This is a genomic window from Sphaerotilus sp. FB-3, assembly GCF_023706025.1.
Lineage (GTDB): Bacteria > Pseudomonadota > Gammaproteobacteria > Burkholderiales > Burkholderiaceae_C > Sphaerotilus > Sphaerotilus sulfidivorans.
In genome coordinates this window covers 241,508-263,238 of sequence record NZ_BQWE01000006.1, presented here as the reverse complement: position 1 = coordinate 263,238, position 21,731 = coordinate 241,508, and the positions used below count along the sequence as shown (strand labels likewise).

Below are 21,731 nucleotides of genomic sequence, written 5' to 3'. Positions count from 1 at the left end.
ATCATAATGACGCTCATGGACACCTCGACCCCGAACTCTCCCCTGCCGTCCGGCGGTGCCTGCCGCCTGACCGACCGTGGCGTCATTCGCGCCGTCGGCGCCGATGCCGCCAGCTTCCTGCATGGCCAGCTCAGCAACGATGTCAGCCGGCTCGGCAGCGCCCAGGCGCGTCTGGGCGCCTACTGCAGTCCGCAGGGCCGCATGCTCGCCAGCCTGGTCTTCGCCCGCAGCGGCCCCGAGGAGCTGTGGCTGAGCCTGAGCGCCGATGTGCTGGCGCCCACGCTCAAGCGCCTGTCGATGTTCGTGCTGCGCGCCAAGGCGAAGCTGTCGGACGCCAGCGCGGAGCTGGCGGTGGTCGGCCTGGCCGGCGCCCGTGCCGCCGCCTGGCTGGGCGAGAGCGCACCGGCCGCGCCCTGGGACAAGGCCGATCGCGACGGCGCGATGGTCATCCGGCTGCAGCCGGCCCGGCTGGACGGCGCCGACGTGCCGGTCTGGCTGTGGATCGGCCCGATCGCGCAGGCCGAGGCGGTGCTGGCCGCGCTGCCGGCGCTGCAGCCGTCGCAGTGGGCGCGTCTGGAGCTGGCCACCGGCGTGGCACAGGTGAACGCCGCGACCTCCGGCCAGTTCGTGCCGCAGATGCTGAACTACGAGCTGGTCGGCGGCGTCGACTTCCGCAAGGGCTGCTATCCCGGCCAGGAAGTGGTGGCGCGCAGCCAGTACCTGGGCAAGCTCAAGCGGCGCGGCTTCCTGCTCGGGGCCACCGTGCCCATGCAGCCCGGCCAGGAGATCTTCTGGAGCGAGGATGCCGGCCAGCCCGCCGGCGTGATCGCCGCGGCGGCGCCGGAGCTGTCCGGCAGCAGCCATGCGGCGCTGGCCGAGCTGAAGATCGCGGTCACGCAGTCGGGCACGCTGCATCTGGGCGCGGCCGACGGCCCGCTGCTGGCGCTGCTGCCGCTGCCCTACGCGCTGCCGCACGAGGCCGCTGCCCCGACATCGGCCTGACAACCATCGACCCGCGTTGCCGCGTGGAGCTCTACATCTACTACCGCATCGCCGAGGCGGATGCCCAGGCCTTCGCCTCCGAGCTGGACGAGCTGGTACCTCGGCTGGCGGCTCGCTGCCCGGGCCTGCGCAGCCGGTGGTTGAGAAGGCCGGAATCCCGTGATGGAATGCTCACCATCATGGAGATCCACCACCATCCGGACGGCTTGCAGGCGGCGATGGTGACGGATATTGAGGAACTGCTGTCGTCGTGGCCCTCCACCCGGATCGGTCCGCGGCATGTCGAAGTCTTCACCGAGCTGTTCACCGAACTGCCCCACCCCGATGTGCATCGCCGTTCTTGCGATTGACCACAGCCGGCGCTTTCCGCTGGTGCTTGTCTCGAACCGCGACGAGTTCTTCGACCGACCGGCGACGCGCATGGGCTGGTGGATGCCGCCCGCCAGCGAGACCGAGGTGCTGTCGGGGCGCGACCAGTCCTCGGGCGGCACCTGGCTGGGCCTGAGCTCGGCCGGCCGGCTGGCGCTGCTGACCAATGTGCGCAACCCGTCGCGCCATGAGGACACGGCGCCCTCGCGCGGTCGCCTGGTGCCGGAATGGCTGACGACCGAGAGTCCACCCGACCGCTTCTGGGTGCGCAGCGCGCTGCGCGGCCACAACGGCTTCAACCTGATCGCGGCCGACTTCGCGCGCGGCGACTGCTGGTGGATGAGCAACCACGCCCGCTCGCCGGTGCGTCTGGAGCGCGGCCTGTTCGGCCTGTCCAACGGCGGTCTCGACGAGCCCTGGCCGAAGGTGTCGCGGCTGCGCGCCCAGGTCGATGCCGCGATGGCCGCAGCCACCGCCGAGGCGGCTGGCAGCGCCGCCGCCGCCCCGGCCGCCGACCTGCTGGCCCAGCAGCTGCTGGCGCTGCTGGCCGATCGCCAGATCGCGCCCGATGCGCAGCTGCCCTCGACCGGCGTGCCGCTCGCGCTCGAGCGCGAGCTGTCGTCGATCTTCGTGCGTACCGCCGACGGCCGCTACGGCACCCGCTGCTCGACGGTGCTGATCACCGAGCGGGTCGGCCGCCATCTGCTCACCCAGGTGTACGAGCGCAGCCATCCGGCCGGCCCCGGCCTGGCGCTGATGCGCCGTGCCACGCTGAAGGACTGGCCGCCGCGCTACCAGACCGAGCCGGTGCTGGTCGAGACGCGCATGCGTGCGCACCGCGGCAGCCTCGACTCGCCGGTGCGCGACGAGGCGCTCGACGAGCGCGACAGCGCCGAGACTGCCGCCGCACCGACCGCCCGGGTGGTCATGCCCCGGGTGCGCGGCCTGCTCAAGCCGGCCCGCCCGAGAGCACCGGCGAGCCCCTCCCGGCGCTGAGATCATCCAGGCGGCGCACCATCGTCACATGCACGATGCCCGCTTCCTCATGGTGCGGTCCGGTTTCGACAAAACCGAAGCGACGGTAGAACGGCACCGCCGACTGCTGGGCATGCAGCAGCACGGTGTGGTCGCCCTGATCGTGCGCGGCCTGCAGCAGCGCGCGCACCACCCGGCTGCCGACCGAGCTGCCTCGCATCGACGCCACCACCGCCATGCGCCCCATGCGCGAGACGCCCGGCTCCAGCCGGGTCAGCCGGCCGGTGGCCAGCGGCATGCCCAGATGGTTGATGACCAACGCATGCACCGCGGTCTGGTCCGCCTCGTCGAGCTCCAGATCCTTCGGGATGCCCTGCTCGCGTACGAAGACCTCCTCGCGGACCTCGCGAGCTGACAGCCCGAGCTGCGGCCAGGGGCCGACCTGGATGTCGAGCATCTCGGCGCCGGCCTCGAAGTCGAGCACCAGATCGCGCAGGCTGGTCGGGATCGGCCGGCTCTGCTGGGTCTGCGGATCGGCGAAGACATAGACCAGCTCGCCGCTGACCAGCAACGTGTCGGCGCGGTAGGCCACGCAGTGCATGCGCATCGAGGTGTTGCCGATGTGCTCGCAGCGCACATGGATGTCGAGCAGCTCGTCGTAGCGTGCGCTGGCGTGGTAGTCGAGCGTGGTCTTGCGCACATAGAGATCGCCGCCGAGCCGCGCCATCGCCGATTCGTAGGGCAGCCCCAGCGCGCGCCAGTACTCGCCCATCGCGGTGTCGAAGTACATCAGATAGTGCCCGTTGAAGACGATGCGCTGGGCATCGACCTCGGCCCAGCGCACGCGCAGGCGGTGGGTGAAGCGGTGGTGTCGTCGCAAGGTCATCGCGGGCCTTCCAGTCTGCTGGCGTCCAGGGGCCAGCTGTCGTCCATTTGTATCAGATTTGTTCGCGCTTAAGCCAAGGCTCAGCATGAATGTCGATCGCCGGCGATCCGGGAAAACCTTAATTTTTGCTCTCCAGACTGCAATGAAACAGACATGCATGGAGGCCGGTTCTGAAAGATTCGCCAAGCACCCGGGAGTATCGCCGAGCGGCACCGCATTCACGGCGGCGCATGCAGGCCCGGTCCATCCTGAGCGGCCTGTTCGTCATCGCCCAGACCTTCGGTGCGGCCAGCGCTGCCCTGGCCTTCGGCTTCGACGAGGTCGCGGCCGAGGCCCGCGCGCTGGCGCTGCAGCCCTGGCGAGACGCGCCGCCCAGCCGCCACCGCGCGCTGCTCGACCTGAGCTATGACGACTACCGCGACATCCGCTTCCGCCCGGAGCGGGCGCTGTGGCAGGACCGGCCCTTCGAGCTGATGTTCTTCCATGCCGGACGGGGCTTCTCGCAGCCGCTGCAGATCGAGGAGATCGACGCGCAGGGCCGGGTGCAGCCGCTGCAGGTGCCGGCCTCCGCCTTCGACTACGGCCGCAATGCCGCAAAGCTGCCGGCGCTGGTCCGCCCGGGTGCGGCGGCCGAGGTCGCGGGCTTTCGACTGCACACCGCGCTGAACCGTCCGGACTACCGCGACGAGCTGATCGTCTTCCTGGGCGCGAGCTATTTCCGCGCGCTGGGGGCCGGCCAGCAGTACGGCCTGTCGGCCCGCGGCCTGGCGGTGGACACCACCGGCGGCCAGGGCGAGGAATTTCCGCGCTTCGACCGCTTCTGGCTCGAGAAGCCTGCGCCCGACGCGACGCGCATGACGCTGTATGCGCGCCTGGTCGGGCCGCGGGTGACCGGCGCCTACCGCTTCGACATCACGCCGGGCCGCCGCCCCGAAGGCACGACCCGGGTGGAGGTGCAGGCGCGGCTGTTCCTGCGCGGCCGGGTCGCCACGCTGGGTCTGGCGCCGCTGACCAGCATGTTCCTGTCCGGCGAGAACCAGCCACGTCCTGGCGACTTCCGCCCCGAGGTGCATGACTCCGACGGCCTGCAGATCCTGACCGGCCGCGGCGAGTGGATCTGGCGGCCGCTGAACAATCCGCGCGCCGGCGCCTTCGTCACTTCCTTCATGCTCGACGGGCCGCAGGCGCTGCGCGGCTTCGGCCTGCTGCAGCGCGACCGCCGGTTCGCCAGCTACGAGGATCTGGAGGCGCACTACGAGCGCCGCCCGAGCGCCTGGGTCGAGCCCCGCGGCGACTGGGGCCCCGGCCGCGTCGAGCTGCTGCAGTTCCAGACGCCCGACGAGACGCACGACAACATCGCCGCCTACTGGGTGCCCGAGACGCTGCCGGCGCCGGGCGCGCCGCTGCAGCCGATCGATCTGGCCTACACGCTGCACTGGTTCAGCGAGCAGCCGCCGGCGCGTCCGGGCGGCTGGACGGTGCAGACCCGCCGCGGCCACGGCTACGACACCGCCCAGGGCGACGAGCTGCAGTTCCATGTCGACTTCGCCGGTCCGGCGCTGGACGCGGTGCGCACCGGCGCCGGTGCCGAGCCGGTGCGCCCGCAGGTCGAGGCGCTGGCCAATGCCCGCATCCGCGAGGTGCGGGTCCAGCCGCACCCGCAGGCGGGCGGACAGGCTGGAGGACAGACGCCGGGCTGGCGCATGACGCTGCGCGCCGAGCGCCTGCGCGCCGACCGGCCGGTCGAGCTGCGCGGCTACCTGATGCAGGGCCGCGACGTGCTGACCGAGACCTGGAGCCTGGCGCTGCCACCCGAGGGAGAACAGAAACGATGACAAAGCACTTCAGGACATCCGTCATGCCATCCGCCATGCCGGCGCTGGTGCGCGGCCACATGACGCCGCAGCCGTGGCAGGGCTGGCGCCGCGGGCTCAAGGGGCTGGCCGGCCCGGCCCGCGACCTCGGCCCGCCGCCGGCCTGGCAGGGCGCGGCGCAGCGCCGGCGCGGCGCGCTCGGCCTGGCCATGCTGGCGGTCACGCTGCTGGCGCTGGGCCTGCAGTGGTCGCATCGCTCTCCGGCCGAGATGGGTCTGGCCGAGCTGGCCCGCTCGGCGCTGCTGGCGCTGCTGTTCGCCTGGGTCTCGGCCGGCTTCGTGACCGCGCTGATGGGCTGGCGCCGGCTGCTGACGGGCGATGCGCAGGCGCTGTCGGTCCGCACCGACGGTGTGCCCGACCCAGCCGCACGCACCGCCATCATCATGCCGATCTGCAACGAGGATGTGGAGGCGGTCTTCGCCGGCCTGCGCGCCACCGCCGAGTCGCTGGCGCGCACCGGGCGCAGCGCGGGCTTCGAGTTCTTCGTGCTGTCGGACACCCGCGACGCGGGCCTGCTGGCCGACGAGCAGCAGGCCTGGCAGCGTCTGGCCGCGCAGGCACGCCAGGACGGTCTGCCGCCGGTGCACTACCGCTGGCGCCGGCGCCGCAGCGGCCGCAAGGCCGGCAATGTCGCCGATTTCTGTCGGCGCTGGGGCCGCGCCTTCCGCTACATGGTGGTGCTCGACGCCGACAGCGTCATGACCGGCCGCTGCCTGACGCAGCTGGTCGACCTGATGGAAGCCCACCCGCAGGTCGGCATCGCCCAGACCGCGCCGGTGGGCTGCGGCCAGCAGAGCCTGCATGCCCGTGCGCAGCAGTACGCCAGCCGGGTGCTCGGCCGGCTCTATGTGCATGGCCTGCAGTTCTGGCAGCTCGGCGACTCGCACTACTGGGGCCACAACGCCATCCTGCGCGTCGAGCCCTTCATGAAGCACTGCGCGCTGGCGCGGCTGCCGGGCCGCGGCGGCCTCTCGGGCGAGATCCTGTCGCACGACTTCGTCGAGGCGGCGCTGATGCGCCGCGCCGGCTTCGAAGTCTGGCTGGTGCCCGAGCTCGACGGCAGCTACGAGCAGCTCCCCGGCGACCTGCTCGACGAGCTGCAGCGCGACCGCCGCTGGTGCCAGGGCAATCTGCAGAACGCCCGCCTGATCGCCGAGCCGGGGCTGCGCCCGGTGCACCGCGCGCTCTTCGCCACCGGCGCGATGTCCTACCTGAGCGCGCCGCTGTGGCTGGCCTATGTGGTGCTCGGCCTGACCGGCGGCGACGCTGCGCTGCTGCCGGGCAGCAGCGAGAACCCCGCGATGCTTGGCCTGTGGCTGATGACCGGCGTCATGCTGCTGCTGCCGCGCCTGCTGGGCGTGCTGGCGGTGTGGCAGCGCGGCGAGACGGCGGCCTTCGGCGGGCGGCGCGCGCTGCTGGGCGGCGCACTGCTCGAGGCGCTGCTGGCCACGCTGCAGGCGCCGGTGCGCATGGTCGCGCACTCGCTGTTCGTGCTGGTGGCGCTGGCGGGCTGGAAGCTGGAATGGAAGTCGCCGCTGCGCCGCAGCCATGCCATCGACTGGCGCGAGGCCTGGCAGCGTCTGGGCCCGTGGACGCTGGGCGCGACCGCACTGACCGCCGTGCTGGTGCTGATCGAGCCGGCGATGGCGCTGCGGCTGGCGCTGCTGACGGTGCCGCTGATGCTGGCGGTGCCGCTGGTGGTGGCCACCAGCCAGGCGGCGCCGGGCCGCTGGTTCGGTCGGCTCGGTCTGTGGCGGGTGCCTCAGGAGCGGCGGCCGCCCCAGGTGCTGCGCCGCTCGGCGGGCCTGCAGGGGCTGCGGCTGGCGCCGATCTCGTCCGCGCCGCGCCGTCTGGCCGAGCCGCCACGGCAGCGCGCCCGCTACCGTCTGCACCGCCGCCTGAACCGGCTGCCCGCCCTGGCGCTGGGTCTGCCGATGCTGGCGCTGGCGCTGGGCACGCCGGCCACCAGCGATCTGTCCTCGGTCCTGGTGCCGGCTGCCGCACCGGTCGAACTGCTGCCGACCGCAGTCGGCGCGGCCACCGCGGTGCGGCAGCTCGATGTCCGCCTGGCGCGACAGGCCGCGACGGCGACTGCGGGGGGCAAGACACGCAAGAACCGGCCGATGCGCTCAAGCCGCAGCAGGGCCTGAGCCCGCCGCGTCAGCCGCGCATTTCAGGCACCGGCGTCTTCGCGCCCTGCCCGGTCGCCAGCAGGCCGATCAGGTTGTCAGCGGCCAGGTTGGCCATCGCGCGGCGGGTGGGCTCGCTGGCACTGGCGATGTGGGGCGTGAGCACGGTGTTGGGCAGGTCCAGCAGCGCCGGATGCACCGCAGGCTCGCCCTCGAAGACATCCAGGCCCGCTGCGCCGATGTGGCCCGAGCGCAGTGCCATCGCCAGCGCGGCATCGTCCACCACGCCGCCGCGCGCGATGTTGACCAGCACCGCGCCGCGTCTCATGCGCGCCAGCTGGGCCGCGCCGATCACATGGTGGGTCGCCGGGCCGTAGGGCACGACGATCATCAGATGGTCGCTGCGCTCGAGCAGCGCGTCCAGCTCGACCCGCTCGGCCCCGCCCAGCGCGGCCTCGGTGTCCTGCGGCAGGCGCGAGCGGTTGTGGTAGATCACCTTCATGCCGAAGCCCAGCGCGCCGCGTCGGGCGATGGCCTGGCCGATGCGGCCCATGCCGAGGATGCCCAGCGTCGCGCCATGCACGTCGGCGCCGGCCATGAAGTCGACCGACCATTTCGTCCACTCGCCGCGGCGCAGCAGCCGCTCGGCCTCGCCGACGCGGCGCGCGGCCGCCAGCAGCAGCGCGAAGCCGAAGTCGGCGGTGGTCTCGGTCAGCACGTCGGGCGCGTGGGTCACCATCACGCCGCGCGCCCGGCAGGCGGCCACATCGATGTTGTTGTAGCCCACCGCCATCGAGCAGACCGCGCGCAGCTCCGGGCAGGCCGCCAGCAGACCGGCGTCGATCGGCTCGGACGTGGTGACGAAGACGCCCGCCTTGCCCTGCAGCCGCGCGATCAGCTCGTCGCGGCGCCAGACGGCGTCGGCCTCGTTGGTCTGCACCTCGAAATGCTCGCGCAGGCGCGCGACGACCTCGGGAAAGATGCGGCGGGTGATCAGCAGGGCTGGGCGTTGCTTCATGGCATGGGCGGTGCGGCGTGGACGACAGGCCCGCGTGATGCGACGTGATGCGCTCAGCGGAACCAGATGAAGGACATCAGCACGAACAGAGGCACCAGGATGCCGAAGCTCCAGACCATGTAGCCGAAGAAGCTGGGCATCTTCACGCCGCGATCTTCCGCGATCGCCTTCACCATCAGGTTGGGTGCGTTGCCGATGTAGCTGTTGGCGCCCATGAAGACCGACCCGGCCGAGATGGCCGCCAGCACCGGCGCCAGCGTGGTCATCATCACCTGCGGATCGCCGCCGGCCAGGTTGAAGAAGACCAGATAGGTCGGCGCGTTGTCCAGGAAGGACGACAGCAGGCCCGAGGCCCAGAAGTACATCAGCGGCAGCGGCTGGCCGTCCGGCCCGGTGACCGCGCGCACGACTTCTGCGAACGCGCCTTGCTCGCCGGCCTTGAGCATCGCCAGCACCGGCGCGATCGTCAGGAAGATGCCGGCAAAGAGCTTGGCGACCTCCTCCATCGGCGCCCAGTTGAACTGGTTGGCCTCGCGCACCGCCTGGGTGGTGAGCTTCAGCGACAGCACCGTCACCACCACCAGACCGAGGTCGCGCACGATCTGCTCGAGACCCAGTCGGGCGCCCGCCACCTCCAGCCCGGTGCCCGGCTTCCACAGGCCGCTCATCAGCACCAGCGCGACCACCGCGCCCAGCAGCGCCAGGTTGATGCCGCCTTCGAGGCCGAAGCGCGGATCATCCGGCGTCGGATCGGCGCGGGTCACGCCTTCGCGGCGGTAGATCACCGTGTCGATCGCCAGGAAGATCGCCAGCAGTGCGCCGACCAGGAACAGCGTTTCCGGGAAGATGTGCTGTGCGGTCCAGAAGAAGTCCACGCCCTTCAGGAAGCCCAGGAAGAGCGGCGGATCGCCCAGCGGCGTCAGCGAGCCGCCGGCATTGCTGACGATGAAGATGAAGAAGACGAAGACATGCGCGTTGTGGCGGCGGTTGTCGTTGGCCCGGATCAGCGGACGGATCATCAGCATCGAGGCGCCGGTGGTGCCCATGAAGCTCGCCAGCACCGCGCCGATCACCATCAGCAGCGCATTGAAGCCGGGGCTGCCATGGAAGTTGCCCCGGATGTGGATGCCGCCGGCCACGGTGTAGAGCGCGGTCAGCAGGATGATGAAGGGGATGTACTCGGCCACCAGCGCATGCACCAGCGTCACGCCGGCCATGCCGGCGCCGAAGACCGCCGCAAAAGGCAGCAGGAAGGCCAGTGCCCAGCCCGCGGCGATCTTGCCGTAGTGGTGATGCCAGACCGAGGGCACGATCAGCGGACACAGCGCGATCGACAGCAGCAGCCCGGCGAAGGGCACCGCCCAGGCGGCCGAGAGCGCGGCGCCGTCGATCTCGGCCGCATGGGAGAGGGTCGGCAGCGACAGCGCGGCCAGCAGAAGCAGTGTGCGCGGCAGCGCACCGCGCAGGAAGGACAGGAGACGCATGGCAGGGATTCCGGTTCCGATCGGCAATGGCGCGCGATGGTAGCGGCTGGATCCGTCGGCGCCGATCGGCTCCGTCCCGTACGTGTTGTTGACGTGCCGTAGCGCTTCAGCGCGGAAATTCAGTCGTGGAAGCGCGTGAACTCGGCCACCGGCGCACGCTCGGTCACCAGGCGGTTCTCGATCGCGTCCGGATCGGCCCGGCCCAGCGCCATGCCGCAGACCACCATTTCACCCGCACCCAGGCCGAGTTCCTCGGCGATCAGGCGGTGGTAGGGCGTGAAGGCGGCCTGCGCGCAGGTGTCGAGGCCGCGCCCGCGTGCGGCGATCATGATGTTCTCGAGGAACATGCCGTAGTCGAGCCAGGAGCCCTGCGCCATCACCCGGTCGATGGTGAAGATCAGGCCGACCGGCGCGTCGAAGAAGACATAGTTGCGGCCGTGCTGCGCGTGCATGCGCGCCTTGTCGGTCTTGGCGATGTCCAGCAGACCGTAGAGATCCCAGCCGACCTTGCGGCGGCGGTCGATGTAGGGCGAGACCCACTGCGAGGGGTAGTAGGCGTATTCCTCGGTGTGCGGGCCGCTGGCCTGCGGGTCGTCATGCGCGGCCAGCAGCCGCTCGCACAGGCGCTGGCGCGCCGCGCCGGTCAGCACATGCACCTTCCACGGCTGGGTGTTGGTGCCCGACGGGGCCCGCGCGGCCACCTGCAGGATGGCCTCGATCGTCTCGCGCGGCACCGGCTCGGGCAGGAAGGCGCGGATCGAGCGGCGCGAGGTGATGGCCTGGTCGACCGCGGCGCGGCGTTCATCGTCGGTGAGCATCGGGAACGGTCCTTTCCTGGATTCATTGAGGAAACCTCAGGACGCATCATTGACGCACCGCAGCATCCAGGGCAACTGGGGTTTGCAGGAATGGTCGATGATGGTCGATGTCCGTTTCGAGGAAGGCTCAGATCGGCCCCGGATCAGACGGGCCGCCAGGCCTCCCAGGTCTGGAGCGCGGCGCGGAAGGTGCCCATCTGCACCTCGACCGTCTCGGCAATCACATGGCCGTAGCCGCCGCCCATCGTCAGCACCACCGGAATGCCGCGCTCGCGGCAGGCCGCGAAGACGCGGCGGTCGCGCTCGGCCAGGCCGGCGGCGCTGATCTTCAGCCGCCCGAGCCGGTCGCCCTCGAACGGGTCGGCGCCGGCCTGGTAGAGCACCAGGCCCGGCGGCGTGTCGCCGTGCGCCTGCCACATCGCCTCCAGCGCGCGGTCGAGCGCCTCCAGGTAGGGCGCGTCGGTGCAGCCGTCGGGCAGGTCGATGTCGAGGCACGAGGGCACCTTGCGGAAGGGATAGTTCTTCTCGCCGTGCATCGACAGCGTCCAGACGCTGGCGTCGCCCCGGAAGATCGCAGCGGTGCCGTTGCCCTGGTGCACGTCCAGGTCGACCACCGCCACCCGCAGCGGCTGGCGCGGATGCAGGCGCAGCCACTCGGCCTGCATCAGCCGCGCGGTCACCGCCAGATCGTTGAAGACGCAGTAGCCGCCGCCAGCGTCCGCGCTGGCATGGTGCGTGCCGCCGGCGAGGTTGGCGGCGATGCCCTCGGCGAAGGCCGCGCGGGCCGCCTGGATGGTCGCGCCGACCGAGCGCCGGGCGCGCTCGGCCATCATCGGCGTCCAGGGAAATCCGATCTCGCGCTGCGCGGCCGCCGGCAGCGTGCCTTGAAAGACGCCGTCGATGTAGGCCGGCGCATGCGCCAGGGCCAGCTCGCCGCGGCTGGCCGGCAGCGCCTCGGCCAGCCGCACCTGCGGCAGCTCGGCGGCGATGCGGTCGCGCAGCATGCGGTACTTCTCCATCGGGAAGCGGTGCCCGGCGGGCAGAGGAAGCACGAAGTGATCGGCATAGAAGGCTTGCATGCAGGAATTGTCAGCTCTGTCACGAATGATCGCCTCCTGAAGGCTGATGCAGGTCAGCCAGAGCGGCGACCCGACTTGCCAGCCGGTCACTCCGGGCCTACAGTGCGCCGCATTCCGGCGGTTTGCTGCACGGCAGCATGGCGCCGCCCCGTCGTGCCCTGCATGAACATCCTCAGCCGGAGTGCTTCGCCATGTTGACCCCCGAACAGCTGGCCGCCGCCAACAAGGCCGGTCTCGACGCCTTGGTCGAGCTGACCCGCAAGAGCTTCGAAGGCATCGAGAAGCTGGTCGAGCTCAATCTGCGCACCATGCGCGGCACGATCGGCGACAGCCTGTCCCCGAACGCAGCCGGCCGCATGCCCGCGATGGCCGAGACGGCGGGGGCCTACAGCCGCGAGCTCTGCGAGATCGCGCTCGGCACCCAGAAGGAAGTGCAGCGGCTGGTCCATGCGCAGCTGGCCGCGGCGCAGCAGACCATCCTGGTCATGGTCGACACCGCGGTGAAGAACACGCCCGAGGCCAGCGACTCGACCGAGATGGTCCGCACCGCCGTCAGCGCAGCCAGTGCCGCGATGGAGCGGGTGCAGCAGGCCGCGCGTCAGGCGGTCGATCGCACCGGCGCCCAGGTCGACGCGATCGTCCAGCCCCCTGCCCCGCCGAAGACCCCGGCCCGGTCCGAGGCGGTCGGGCCTTGAACTTTTTCCAACCGGGCGCATCTGTCCTGGGCATGCTCCTCTCCGGGAGCATGTGACTGGTTGTCTCCTCGGTACCCCGGCTTCCTGTTTCCAGGTTGGCTGACCGGTACCTTGTTCCCCGGTGGAGGTTCGCTTCCACCGGTTTTTTTTGCCCGTTTTTTTCCTGTTTCAGATCTCTTCGCGGGTGCGACTGCGGGTCATGCCGCGCGGCATCTCGCCGGCCACATAGACCAGCTGGGTGCTCAGGCGCACCCGACGGCCCGCCTCACGGGCGATCATGCCGGTGCGGCGCATGCTCGAGATCACCCGAGAGACGGTCTCGGGCGCGATGTCGGTGAGCGCAGCCATGTCGGACAGGCGCGGCAGCTCGCAGCTCATGCGGTCGTCCTCGGCCCCGGTGGGCTGCTGGGTCGAGCGCAGCGGACCATAGGTCGCCCGGCCGGCCAGCAGCAGCAGCAGCGCGCGAATGCGCTCCGGCGCCGGACCGAAGCGCAGCCGGCCGAGCTGCGCCGCATGCTCCTGGCGCACGATCAGCCGGTTGACCAGCAGTTCGCGCCAGGCCGCGTCCGGCATCGGACCCAGCGGCGCGATGATGGTGTCGACGATCGCCCGGCCGAAGGTCGACTGCGGCCGGCCATGCAGCTGCTCGAGACCGAGCAGATCGCCGGGCAGCGCAAGCAGCACCGTGCTGTCGTCCGCGGTGGGATGGTCGAGCCGGATCGCGCCATCGACGATCAGGAAGGGAGTGACAAAGCGGCCCGGCCGAAAGATCAGCGCGCCACGGGCATGGCGCTCATGCGCGGGCGAGTTCGTCTCGCGCAGCACACCCTCGACCGCCGACGAGGCGGGGGCCAGATCCAGAGCGTCGATCAGGTTCATCGTAGACTAGCGGAATACCCTAGGTGGCGGATTCTATCTTCTTGGTGTTCAGAAATTTCTGAAATTCAAGTACACAATTGACGAACATCACCTCCTTCAAAGGCAGTTCGTGTCATGCCCGCCCCTTCCGAGCCTTCCGACCTGATGAGCCCGCTGGTGCGCAGCTTCGTCGCCCACTTCGGCGAGATGGGCAGCCGCTGGGGCATCAACCGCACGGTCGGCCAGATCTACGCGCTGATCTATGTCTCGCAGCGGCCGCTCAACGCCGACGAGATCACCGACGCGCTGCAGATCAGCCGCTCCAATGTCAGCATGAGCCTGAAGGAGCTGCAGTCCTGGCGTCTGGTGCAGATGCGCCATCAGCCCGGCGACCGGCGCGACTACTTCGAGGCCCCGGCCGACACCTGGGAGATCTTCCGGCGTCTGGCCGAGGAGCGGCGCCGCCGCGAGGTCGAGCCGACGCTGACCATGCTGCGCAACGCGCTGCTGGAGGTGCCGACCTGCGAGGCCGACCGCCATGCCCAGGAACGCATGCGTGGCATGCATGAGCTGATCGACATGCTCAGCACCTGGTTCGACGATGTGCAGCATCTGGACCCGCGCACGCTGTCGCAGCTGATGCGCATGGGCTCGCGGGTCGGTCGGCTGCTGGAACTCACCTCGGCGCTGCGCGGCCAGGGGCAGAGCCGGAACCAGGAAAGCAGTCTGGATTCATGAAATTTCAATTAGGGTTTGCAACCTAATAATGTTGCGGCGCAGCATCTGGTCTTGAATTCGCCGGAGCGGCTCCTATACTGCGATCCATGCTGCACCGCAGCAAAAATCTGGGATCGCGATCAGAGACGACCTGACCCCGGTTCTGACCTGATCGTGCACTCCGCCCGGTCACCGCTCGCTTCACCATCACGACCAAGGACACGCTCATCATGTTCAACACCGAACAATTCACCGCTGCTGGCAAGGCCAACCTGGACGCTGCTGTCGAGATCGGCCAGAAGGCCTTCGGTGGCATCGAGAAGCTGGTCGAACTGAACCTGCAAGTCACCCGCGCCGCGCTCGACGAGTCGGCTGCCCACGCCAAGGCGCTGCTGGCCGTCAAGGATCCGCAGGAACTGCTGGCCCTGCAATCGGGCGCGCTGCAGCCGGCCGCCGAGAAGGCCACCGCCTACGGCCGTCAGGTCTATGAAATCGCCTCCAGCACCCAGGCTGACATCAGCAAGCTGCTGGAAGCCCAGGCCGCCGGCGCCCAGGAGAAGTTCCAGGGCTTCGTCGAAGCCGCGATGAAGAACGCCCCGGCGGGCAGCGAGAACGCCGTCGCGATGATGAAGCAGGCGATGAGCGCCACCAGCGCCGCCGTCGAAAGCGCCCAGAAGGCCGCCAAGCAGGCCGTCAGCAGCGCCGAAGCCAACATCCAGTCGATCACCAAGGCTGCCAAGGCCGCCTGAGTCCACGGATTGTCTCCTCGGTACCTTGCGGGGTACCTTTCCATTGACCCGGCTCTCGCCAGAGACGCCGGGTCTTTTCTTTGTGGCTTCTTTGTGGCCTCTTTCTGGCGGGCGCTGACGGGCTCCTGGCGCTTCAGCGCCGCGCCAGGCCGCGACCGACGACCGAGGCCGACACGATGCCCAGCACCATCGCCGCCGCCGCGCCGAAGAAGATCGCGCCGTCCAGATGGTGGTCGAGCAGCAGGCCGAAGACCGGCGCGGCCAGCGCGAAGCCGGTGTCCAGGCCCGAGTAGACGGTGCCATAGACGCGGCCGGTGGCGCCCGGGGGCGCGGCGCGCTTGATCAGCATGTCGCGGGACGGCCCGGCCAGGCCGGTGCCGAAGCCGGCCAGCGCGACGGCGGCTGCGGCCGCCAGCCCGGGCAGCCAGCCGGTGCCGGCCAGCATCAGCAGCAGTCCGGCCAGCGCCATCGCCGCGGCGATGGTGCGCTCGAGCCGCTCGACGCGCGCCACCAGGAAGCCGCCGATCACCATGCCGACCGCACCGCACAGCATGTAGCCGGTCACCACGAAGGCGGTCAGCGATTCGGGCAGGCCGTACATCCGGTTCAGCGCCGGGCTGGCGAAGCTCTGCACCGCGCTCAGCGCGGCAGTCGTCCAGAAGAAGAACGAGAAGCACAGCCAGACCGAGGGCAGCTTCAGGAAGGCCATCGGATGCTCTTCGGCCGTGGCCACGGTGCCGGCAGCGCCGGCCGTGCGGGGCGGCGCAGCGCCTGCAGCCGCACTGACTGCCGGGCTGGCCCGGTCATCCAGATCGGCGCGCCGCAGCCACAGCACCGCCAGCACCACGACAGCCACCAGCGCCGAGCCCAGATAGGCCGCACGCCAGCTGTCGAAGGCGCCGCTCAGGCCGATCAGGAAGACCGGCGCCAGCGCCCAGCCCAGATTGCCGCTGATGCCATGCACCGAGAAGGCATGGCCGAGCCGCTGCGGCGAGACCCGCCGGTTCAGGATGGTGAAATCGGCCGGATGAAAAGGCGCGTTGCCCAGGCCGGCCAGCGCGGCGGCCAGCATCAATCCGCCGTAGCCCTGCGCCAGCGAGCCCGCCAGCGAAGCCAGCAGGAAGCTGATCAGTGCGCCGAACAGCACCGGCCGGGCGCCCACCCGGTCGACCAGAAAGCCGGACAGCGCCTGGCCCACGCCGGAGATCACGAAGAAGACCGTCACCAGCAGGCCCAGCTCCGAATAGCTCAGCCCGAAGTCGCGGATGAAGGCCGGGAACAGCGGCGGCAGCAGCAGATGGTGGAAATGCGAGGTGCCATGCGCCAGGCCGATCAGGCCGATGGTGGTCGCGTCGCGGCGCAGCTGCTCGCGCTCCGGGTCGGGCCGAGTGGCCGCCGGCGTGGGAATCGTGGTCGTCGAGTTCATCACCACACTGTACGGAGGCGTGAGGCGGCATACTTTCGCCAGCCAGCCAAGTTCTGTCGAGATCACGCCAAAGCGCAGGCCGCACCGAACCTTCCGATGAGCCCGATCTTTCCGACCATTCCCCCGCTCGATCCGCAGCGCTTCGCGCCGCGTGCGCACTGGCCGGTGCGCGCCAAGCTGCGCCCGCTGCGCGCGAGCTCGCGGGTCGAGCCGCACCGCCATGGCTGGGCGCAGATGTCCTTCTCGCTGACCGGCGTGTCGCGCATCCTGACCAGCCAGATGACCTGCATCGTGCCGCCGACCCGCGCGGTCTGGATTCCGCCGCAGGTCGAGCATGCGGTGGCGGTGCTGCGCGATGCCGACATGCTCACGCTCTATCTGCATCATCCGCCGGATGCGGCGCCGCACTGGCAGCGCTGCCGGGTCGTCGAGGTCTCGCCGCTGCTGGCCGAGCTGGTGCGCCAGCTCGCCCGTGACGATCCGGCCCAGGCCGGACCGGCCACGCTGCCGGCCGCGATGCCGGCACGCGCCCGCGCGATGGCCGAGCTGATCGGCGACGAGCTGCTGCGTGCGCGCTCGCTGCCGCTGGGCATCGCGCTGCCGCAGGACAAGCGGCTGCGCACGCTGTGCGAGGCGCTGATCGAGGAGCCGACCCGCCATGCCCGGCTGGCGGACTGGGCCGCCGGCTCGGGCGCCAGCGCGCGCACGGTGGCGCGGCTGTTCCGCGACGAGCTGGGCACCAGCTTCCAGCAATGGCGCCAGCAGGTGCTGCTGGCCCGTGCGCTGGTGCTGGCCACCGAGGGCCGGCCGATGGGCGTGATCGCCGCCGAGCTGGGCTATGCCAGTCCGAGCGCCTTCAGCGCGATGGTCACCCGCACCGTCGGCATGGCGCCAGGCCGCTTCTTCGCGCCGGGCGGCGCCATCGCCGAGGCCGCGCTCAGCGCAGCAGCCAGCCCGCTGCGGTGATCGCGCCGATCATCACCGGCTGATGCAGCATGTACCAGGACAGCGCGTGCCGGCCCATCCAGACCAGCGCATCGGCGGGCCGCCCGGCCGGCAGCGGCCCCTGCAGCAGCGCAGGCCAGCGCGCCAGAACGCCCAGCCCGATCGCCTGCCCCCAGGCGGCCACGCCCAGCCAGGGCAGCAGCGGCACATAGTCCTGCGTCACCGGCAGCCGGGTCACCAGACCGATCCAGTTCGTCCAGCGCCCGTCGAACCCGGGATGCGCGACAAAGGCCGGCAGCAGCAGCGCCACCGTGCCCAGCACCGCCCAGCCGATGGCACCCAGCGGCAGCCAGCGCAGCAGCGGCAGCATCACCGCCACCGCATGCAGCACGCCGAAGCTGATCCAGCTGTTCGGGAACATCCACATCGAGCCCAGGCTGACCAGCACCGCACAGCCGGCGATCTGCAGCCAGCGGCGCAGAAAGCGCCGCGTCGGCACCTGCGCCTGACGCGCCACCGCCTGCGACAGCCCGACGCACAGCAAAAAGATGCTGACGATCACCAGCCGCTGCCCGGTCCAGAACGGATCGTCGGTGAAGCTCTGGCGCGGCTGCAGCCAGCCGGCCTGGTTCAGGTCGAAGCAGAAATGAAAGACGGTCATCCAGACCATTGCCAGCCCGCGCAAGGCGTCGAGCCTCAGGAATCGGGGCGCTGAAGTCATGATCGTGCTCAGCACGGGGCCAGCGCCGCCCTCACCGCCTCGCCCAGCGCCTGCTGCGCCCGCCGCGCCTCGGGAATCGCCCGGCCCATCTTGATGAAGTCGTGCGTGACGCCGCGCCAGATCTCCAGATCGACCGCCACGCCCGCCAGCCGCAGCCGGTCGCCGTAGGCCACGCCCTCGTCGACCAGCGGATCGCACTCGGCCAGGCCGATCCACGCCGGCGCCACGCCCTCCAGATCGTCCGCCTCCAGCGGCGCGAAGCGCCAGTCGCTGCGCTGCGCGCGGTCGATGTACTGGTCGAAGAACCAGTCGATGCCGGCCTTCTCGAGCAGGAAGCCCTCGGCGTAGACCGCGTGCGAGGCGGTGTCGGCGTGGGCGGTGGTGCCCGGCGTGATCAGCGCCTGCAGCGCGAGCTTCAGGCCGGCGTCGCGCGCCAGGATCGCCGCCACCGCCGCCAGCGTGCCGCCGGCGCTGTCGCCGGCGATCGCCAGCCGGGCGCCGTCCAGACCCAGCGCCGCCGCGCCCGGCCCGGCCAGCCACTGCAGCCCGGCCCAGGCATCCTCGACCGCAGTCGGAAAGCGGTGCTCGGGCGCCAGCCGGTAGTCCAGCGCCACCACCGCCGCGCCGCTGTGCAGCGCGATCTGGCGGCACAGGCTGTCGTGCGTCTCCAGGCTGCCCACCGTGAAGCCGCCGCCGTGCAGGTAGAGCAGCACCGGCAGCCCGGCCTCGGTCGACGCGGCATAGAGCCGCGCCGCACGCGCCACGCCCGGCGCCACGGGAACATGCAGGTTCTCGACCCGCGCCAGCGGCGCGCGCGGCAGGTCCAGGATCTCGGCCGAGGCGTCGTAGTGGCGGCGCGCGTCGGCAGCGTCCATCAGGTGCATCGGCGTGCGGTTGGCGCGGCGGATGCGCTGCAGCAGGTCGCGCATCGCCGGGGTCAGGCGGTGAAAAGGCATGTCTGGGGGTCAGGGAGAGTCGGATTCCAGCGCTTCGACCCGGTCGGCCGGACAGCCGTCGTCGAGCCATTGCGCGAACTCGTCGGCCAGGCGCCGGCTTTCGGCCACCGCGGTGCGCCAGGCACGCATGCGACTGGCGACATCATGCTGCCAGACCTTGAAGTCCTGCCGGTCGGGCAGCTTGGCGCCGGGCAGCGTCGCGATCCAGGCGGGGCTCGGCGCCAGCACGACGAGATTGTCCAGCGCCGGCGTCGGCCGGTGGCGCCAGCGCAGCGCCTTGTCCAGCCAGCCCGGCACCAGCCGCGACTGGAAATGCGGATAGAGCACCAGCCCGGCCGAGTCCGGCTGCGCGGCGATCTGCTGCCAGGGCCAGTGCAGGTGGTAGTCGGTGATGCCGCCGTCCCAGTAGGCGCCGCGCGGCGCGCCCTCGATGTCGTGCACCGCCTCGAGCCAGAACGGAATCGAGCCCGAGCCGACGATGCTCGGCTGCAGATTGGCCGGTGTCAGGGCGACCCGGCGGGTGGGCAGGTCGGACAGCGTCAGCGGCAGCGCCTCGCGCGGGTCCGAGAACACCACCCGCTCCAGCCACAGCCCGAGCGCGCGCCGACTCAGCAGATTGCAGCCGAAGGCCGCCAGATAGCCCGCATGCGTGATCCCGGGACGCTCGCGCCGCAGCAGGTGGCGGCCGCGGCTGGTCAGCACATGCAGCCGCAGCCGCGGGTGCGCCAGCAGCTCCGCCTGACGCCCGTCGAGCTGCGCCTCGAGCAGCGCCGCGAAGCGCGCACTGATGTTGCGCGCCGACTGGCGCTCGCCGGTCGGCGGCGCGTAGCTCTCGGCGATGTAGTCCTCGGCCAGTCGCGCCAGCGCCGCATCCGCATCGGGCAGACAGGCGCAAGCCAGCCGCCACGCGCCGATGCTCGCCCCGGCCAGGTGCACGCTCGGTCCCGGCCCGGTCAGCCAGTGGCCGAACAGGAAGCGGTCCAGCGGATTGAGGATCAGCCCCTTCGGGCCGCCCGCCGCGGCAGGGACGGCCCGGATGTCGGCCGCGCGCAGGCCGTGACGCGCCACATGCGCCCGGGCTCTCGGGCCGGCCAGCAGTCTCAGGGCGCGCATGGAATCAGGCCGAATGCCAAATTTTTCACGGATCTTGAAATGGAAAAATGTGATCTATTCACATCGATGCTATGGCCGCCGCGATTCACACCAAGAATTTCAGAGATGTCAATTTCGGCATCGGCAATTTTCCGGATTTTCGCGATAAATCCGGGAGCAAGGGGTGGATGATGGCAACAAGGACAGGCACGGCAGGCAACGACTCGCTGGTCGGCACCACGGGTGCGGATATTTTCGACGGTCTGGGCGGCAACGACACGCTGGTGGGTGGTGCAGGCGACGATATCTACTACTTCGGCCGTGGGGGCGGCAAGGACATCATTGCTTCATCGTATGACTCGCGGGCGACCCGGTCGGAAAAGCTGATCTTCAAGGCCGGCGTGCTGCCGACGGACATCCAGGCGTCCTTCGTGGGCAAGGATCTGGTGCTGGCGATCAAGGGCACCAGCGACTCGATCACGATCCAGGACTTCAAGTTCGGCGATACCCCGGCCAATGTCTGGAATCCGGTCCAGCAGGTGAGCTTCACCGGCAGCACCACGGTGTGGAACACCACTCAGATGATCACCGAGGCGCTGCGGGGCACCGCAGGCGCGGACAGCCTGGTCGGCACGAGTCTGAACGACACCTTCTCGGGCAGCGCCGGCAACGACACGATGGTGGGTGGCGCGGGCGACGACACCTACTACTTCGGCCGCGGCGAAGGCAAGGACATCATTAGCTCCTCGAACTACGATCCGCGGGCAACCCGGTCGGAAAAGCTGGTCTTCAAGGCCGGCGTGCTGCCGACGGACATCCAGGCGTCCTTCGTGGGCAAGGATCTGGTGCTGGCGATCAAGGGCACCAGCGACTCGATCACGATCCAGGACTTCAAGTTCGGCGATACCCCGGCCAATGTCTGGAATCCGGTCCAGCAGGTGAGCTTCACCGGCAGCACCACGGTGTGGAACACCACCCAGATGATCACCGAGGCGCTGCGAGGCACCGCAGGCGCGGACAGCCTGGTCGGCACCGACCTGAACGACATCTTCTCAGGCAGCGCTGGCAACGACACGATGGTGGGCGGTGGGGGCGATGACACCTACTACTTCGGTCGGGGTGAAGACAAGGACATCATCGCCTCGACCTATGACACGCGGGCAACCCGGTCGGAAAAGCTGGTCTTCAAGGCCGGCGTGCTGCCGACGGACATCCAGGCGTCCTTCGTGGGCAAGGATCTGGTGCTGGCGATCAAGGGCACCAGCGACTCGATCACGATCCAGGACTTCAAGTTCGGCGATACCCCGGCCAATGTCTGGAATCCGGTCCAGCAGGTGAGCTTCACCGGCAGCACCACGGTGTGGAACACCACCCAGATGGTCACCGAGGCACTGCGGGGCACGACAGGCGCGGACAGCCTGGTCGGCACCGACCTGAACGACATCTTCTCGGGCAGCGCCGGCAACGACACGATGCTGGGCAATCGTGGTGATGACACCTATTACTTCGGCCGCGGCGAAGGCAAGGACCTCATTGCCCAGGGCTACGACACGCGAGCGACACGAGCGGAGACACTGATCTTCAAGACCGGTGTGCTGCCGACGGACATCCAGGCCAGCCTGTCGGGCAGCAATCTGGTGCTGGCGATCAAAGGCACGACGGACTCGGTCACCATCCAGAACTTCAGCAGCAGCGCCTGGAACCCGATCCAGCAGGTCCGATTCGCCAATGGAACCACCTGGAGCCTGGCCACGCTGCGCTCGAAGGTCGGCCTGTCGACGACCGCAAGCGGTGCGTCGGCGGCAATGAGCACCCAGATCGATCAGCTGGTCAGCGCGATGGCGACGATGGCGCCGGGTGGGCTCGCTGCCAGCGCGATGCAGCTGCGCCCGAGTGCCGAGGCCTCGCCCTTGCTGCTGGCGGCCTCGACCTGAGCCC

At 70.2% G+C, this 21,731-nt stretch carries 20 protein-coding genes; 10 read left to right on the top strand and 10 right to left on the bottom strand.

Going from position 1 to position 21,731, the window contains the following annotated elements; all coding sequences use genetic code 11:
- Positions 1–15 precede the first annotated feature (15 nt).
- Genes ygfZ through NFT33_RS02685 form a run of 3 tightly spaced genes read left to right on the top strand, consistent with a single transcriptional unit; the run spans position 16 to position 2,367 of the window.
- Entirely contained in the window at positions 16–1,002 is a 987-nt protein-coding gene (gene ygfZ, locus NFT33_RS02695; protein WP_251672974.1) for a CAF17-like 4Fe-4S cluster assembly/insertion protein YgfZ, read from the top strand.
- Positions 1,003–1,025: 23 nt separating this feature from the next.
- Positions 1,026–1,352, top strand: a complete 327-nt coding sequence (locus NFT33_RS02690) for a DUF4936 family protein (protein ID WP_251672972.1) — start codon at positions 1,026–1,028, stop codon at positions 1,350–1,352.
- Positions 1,327–2,367, top strand: a complete 1,041-nt coding sequence (locus NFT33_RS02685) for an NRDE family protein (protein WP_251672970.1) — start codon at positions 1,327–1,329, stop codon at positions 2,365–2,367. The genes NFT33_RS02690 and NFT33_RS02685 overlap by 26 nt, the downstream gene beginning before the upstream one ends.
- On the opposite strand, the gene NFT33_RS02680 is transcribed toward NFT33_RS02685, so the two are convergent.
- Positions 2,321–3,232, bottom strand: coding sequence for a YbgC/FadM family acyl-CoA thioesterase (locus tag NFT33_RS02680; protein WP_251672968.1), 912 nt, complete (start codon positions 3,230–3,232; stop codon positions 2,321–2,323). The two genes, NFT33_RS02685 and NFT33_RS02680, sit on opposite strands and share 47 nt — an antisense overlap.
- 230 nt (positions 3,233–3,462) lie before the next feature.
- On the opposite strand from NFT33_RS02680, the gene NFT33_RS02675 reads away from it, so the two are divergent.
- Both NFT33_RS02675 and mdoH read left to right on the top strand, forming a co-directional pair.
- Positions 3,463–5,067, top strand: coding sequence for a glucan biosynthesis protein G (locus tag NFT33_RS02675; RefSeq protein WP_251672966.1), 1,605 nt, complete (start codon positions 3,463–3,465; stop codon positions 5,065–5,067).
- A gap of 23 nt (positions 5,068–5,090) precedes the next feature.
- Positions 5,091–7,256, top strand: coding sequence for a glucans biosynthesis glucosyltransferase MdoH (gene mdoH / locus NFT33_RS02670; protein WP_251672964.1), 2,166 nt, complete (start codon positions 5,091–5,093; stop codon positions 7,254–7,256).
- A gap of 10 nt (positions 7,257–7,266) precedes the next feature.
- Here the strand turns inward: mdoH and NFT33_RS02665 are convergent, their stop codons facing one another.
- From NFT33_RS02665 to NFT33_RS02650, 4 genes are all read right to left on the bottom strand, one after another.
- On the bottom strand, positions 7,267–8,253 hold the full coding sequence (locus tag NFT33_RS02665) for a 2-hydroxyacid dehydrogenase (protein ID WP_251672962.1): 987 nt from the start codon (positions 8,251–8,253) through the stop codon (positions 7,267–7,269).
- A 53-nt stretch (positions 8,254–8,306) separates the two neighbouring features.
- On the bottom strand, positions 8,307–9,737 hold the full coding sequence (locus NFT33_RS02660; protein WP_251672960.1) for a sodium:proton antiporter: 1,431 nt from the start codon (positions 9,735–9,737) through the stop codon (positions 8,307–8,309).
- A 119-nt stretch (positions 9,738–9,856) separates the two neighbouring features.
- Positions 9,857–10,555 (bottom strand): nitroreductase, encoded by a 699-nt coding sequence (locus NFT33_RS02655; RefSeq protein WP_149503595.1) that lies wholly within the window; start codon positions 10,553–10,555, stop codon positions 9,857–9,859.
- 143 nt (positions 10,556–10,698) lie between these two features.
- The gene (locus NFT33_RS02650; RefSeq protein ID WP_251672958.1) at positions 10,699–11,634 is read right to left on the bottom strand and encodes a histone deacetylase family protein; all 936 of its coding nucleotides are present in this window, start codon (positions 11,632–11,634) and stop codon (positions 10,699–10,701) included.
- 191 nt (positions 11,635–11,825) lie between these two features.
- On the opposite strand from NFT33_RS02650, the gene NFT33_RS02645 reads away from it, so the two are divergent.
- Positions 11,826–12,329, top strand: a complete 504-nt coding sequence (locus NFT33_RS02645; RefSeq protein ID WP_220787463.1) for a phasin family protein — start codon at positions 11,826–11,828, stop codon at positions 12,327–12,329.
- A 168-nt stretch (positions 12,330–12,497) separates the two neighbouring features.
- Here NFT33_RS02645 and NFT33_RS02640 read toward each other — a convergent pair whose 3' ends face one another.
- Positions 12,498–13,208 (bottom strand): helix-turn-helix domain-containing protein, encoded by a 711-nt coding sequence (locus NFT33_RS02640; RefSeq protein ID WP_251672956.1) that lies wholly within the window; start codon positions 13,206–13,208, stop codon positions 12,498–12,500.
- A gap of 114 nt (positions 13,209–13,322) precedes the next feature.
- On the opposite strand from NFT33_RS02640, the gene NFT33_RS02635 reads away from it, so the two are divergent.
- Both NFT33_RS02635 and phaP read left to right on the top strand, forming a co-directional pair.
- Entirely contained in the window at positions 13,323–13,925 is a 603-nt protein-coding gene (locus NFT33_RS02635; protein ID WP_251672954.1) for a GbsR/MarR family transcriptional regulator, read from the top strand.
- 209 nt (positions 13,926–14,134) lie between these two features.
- Positions 14,135–14,653, top strand: a complete 519-nt coding sequence (gene phaP, locus NFT33_RS02630; RefSeq protein ID WP_309296102.1) for a phasin family protein — start codon at positions 14,135–14,137, stop codon at positions 14,651–14,653.
- Between the two features lie 133 nt (positions 14,654–14,786).
- Here the strand turns inward: phaP and NFT33_RS02625 are convergent, their stop codons facing one another.
- A complete protein-coding gene (locus NFT33_RS02625; RefSeq protein WP_251672952.1) occupies positions 14,787–16,079 on the bottom strand; it encodes an MFS transporter in 1,293 nt (430 codons plus the stop codon).
- A gap of 96 nt (positions 16,080–16,175) precedes the next feature.
- Here NFT33_RS02625 and NFT33_RS02620 point away from each other — a divergent pair, with 96 nt between their 5' ends.
- Positions 16,176–17,045 carry an AraC family transcriptional regulator gene (locus tag NFT33_RS02620; RefSeq protein ID WP_220787467.1) on the top strand — a complete coding sequence of 290 codons (870 nt, stop codon included), beginning with the start codon at positions 16,176–16,178 and terminating at the stop codon, positions 17,043–17,045.
- On the opposite strand, the gene NFT33_RS02615 is transcribed toward NFT33_RS02620, so the two are convergent.
- Genes NFT33_RS02615 through NFT33_RS02605 form a run of 3 tightly spaced genes read right to left on the bottom strand, consistent with a single transcriptional unit; the run spans position 17,017 to position 19,814 of the window.
- Positions 17,017–17,745, bottom strand: a complete 729-nt coding sequence (locus NFT33_RS02615; protein WP_251672950.1) for an acetyltransferase domain-containing protein — start codon at positions 17,743–17,745, stop codon at positions 17,017–17,019. The genes NFT33_RS02620 and NFT33_RS02615 overlap by 29 nt on opposite strands.
- An 8-nt stretch (positions 17,746–17,753) precedes the next feature.
- Positions 17,754–18,701 (bottom strand): alpha/beta hydrolase, encoded by a 948-nt coding sequence (locus NFT33_RS02610; RefSeq protein ID WP_251672948.1) that lies wholly within the window; start codon positions 18,699–18,701, stop codon positions 17,754–17,756.
- Positions 18,702–18,710: 9 nt separating this feature from the next.
- The gene (locus NFT33_RS02605) at positions 18,711–19,814 is read right to left on the bottom strand and encodes a patatin-like phospholipase family protein (RefSeq protein WP_251672946.1); all 1,104 of its coding nucleotides are present in this window, start codon (positions 19,812–19,814) and stop codon (positions 18,711–18,713) included.
- 71 nt (positions 19,815–19,885) lie between these two features.
- On the opposite strand from NFT33_RS02605, the gene NFT33_RS02600 reads away from it, so the two are divergent.
- Positions 19,886–21,727 carry a calcium-binding protein gene (locus NFT33_RS02600; protein ID WP_251672944.1) on the top strand — a complete coding sequence of 614 codons (1,842 nt, stop codon included), beginning with the start codon at positions 19,886–19,888 and terminating at the stop codon, positions 21,725–21,727.
- Positions 21,728–21,731 lie beyond the last annotated feature (4 nt).

Bases quoted from the DNA above. Each gene is read 5' to 3' on its own strand.
- NFT33_RS02625 (WP_251672952.1), bottom strand. From the start codon at position 16,079: ATGAACTCGACGACCACGATTCCCACGCCGGCGGCCACTCGGCCCGAC.
- NFT33_RS02680 (WP_251672968.1), bottom strand. From the start codon at position 3,232: ATGACCTTGCGACGACACCACCGCTTCACCCACCGCCTGCGCGTGCGC.
- NFT33_RS02605 (WP_251672946.1), bottom strand. From the start codon at position 19,814: ATGCGCGCCCTGAGACTGCTGGCCGGCCCGAGAGCCCGGGCGCATGTG.
- NFT33_RS02685 (WP_251672970.1), top strand. From the start codon at position 1,327: ATGTGCATCGCCGTTCTTGCGATTGACCACAGCCGGCGCTTTCCGCTG.
- NFT33_RS02660 (WP_251672960.1), bottom strand. From the start codon at position 9,737: ATGCGTCTCCTGTCCTTCCTGCGCGGTGCGCTGCCGCGCACACTGCTT.
- NFT33_RS02615 (WP_251672950.1), bottom strand. From the start codon at position 17,745: ATGACTTCAGCGCCCCGATTCCTGAGGCTCGACGCCTTGCGCGGGCTG.
- NFT33_RS02655 (WP_149503595.1), bottom strand. From the start codon at position 10,555: ATGCTCACCGACGATGAACGCCGCGCCGCGGTCGACCAGGCCATCACC.
- NFT33_RS02600 (WP_251672944.1), top strand. From the start codon at position 19,886: ATGGCCGCCGCGATTCACACCAAGAATTTCAGAGATGTCAATTTCGGC.
- mdoH (WP_251672964.1), top strand. From the start codon at position 5,091: ATGCCATCCGCCATGCCGGCGCTGGTGCGCGGCCACATGACGCCGCAG.
- phaP (WP_309296102.1), top strand. From the start codon at position 14,135: ATGTTCAACACCGAACAATTCACCGCTGCTGGCAAGGCCAACCTGGAC.
- NFT33_RS02645 (WP_220787463.1), top strand. From the start codon at position 11,826: ATGTTGACCCCCGAACAGCTGGCCGCCGCCAACAAGGCCGGTCTCGAC.
- NFT33_RS02635 (WP_251672954.1), top strand. From the start codon at position 13,323: ATGCCCGCCCCTTCCGAGCCTTCCGACCTGATGAGCCCGCTGGTGCGC.
- NFT33_RS02640 (WP_251672956.1), bottom strand. From the start codon at position 13,208: ATGAACCTGATCGACGCTCTGGATCTGGCCCCCGCCTCGTCGGCGGTC.
- ygfZ (WP_251672974.1), top strand. From the start codon at position 16: ATGGACACCTCGACCCCGAACTCTCCCCTGCCGTCCGGCGGTGCCTGC.
- NFT33_RS02665 (WP_251672962.1), bottom strand. From the start codon at position 8,253: ATGAAGCAACGCCCAGCCCTGCTGATCACCCGCCGCATCTTTCCCGAG.
- NFT33_RS02675 (WP_251672966.1), top strand. From the start codon at position 3,463: ATGCAGGCCCGGTCCATCCTGAGCGGCCTGTTCGTCATCGCCCAGACC.
- NFT33_RS02650 (WP_251672958.1), bottom strand. From the start codon at position 11,634: ATGCAAGCCTTCTATGCCGATCACTTCGTGCTTCCTCTGCCCGCCGGG.
- NFT33_RS02610 (WP_251672948.1), bottom strand. From the start codon at position 18,701: ATGCCTTTTCACCGCCTGACCCCGGCGATGCGCGACCTGCTGCAGCGC.
- NFT33_RS02620 (WP_220787467.1), top strand. From the start codon at position 16,176: ATGAGCCCGATCTTTCCGACCATTCCCCCGCTCGATCCGCAGCGCTTC.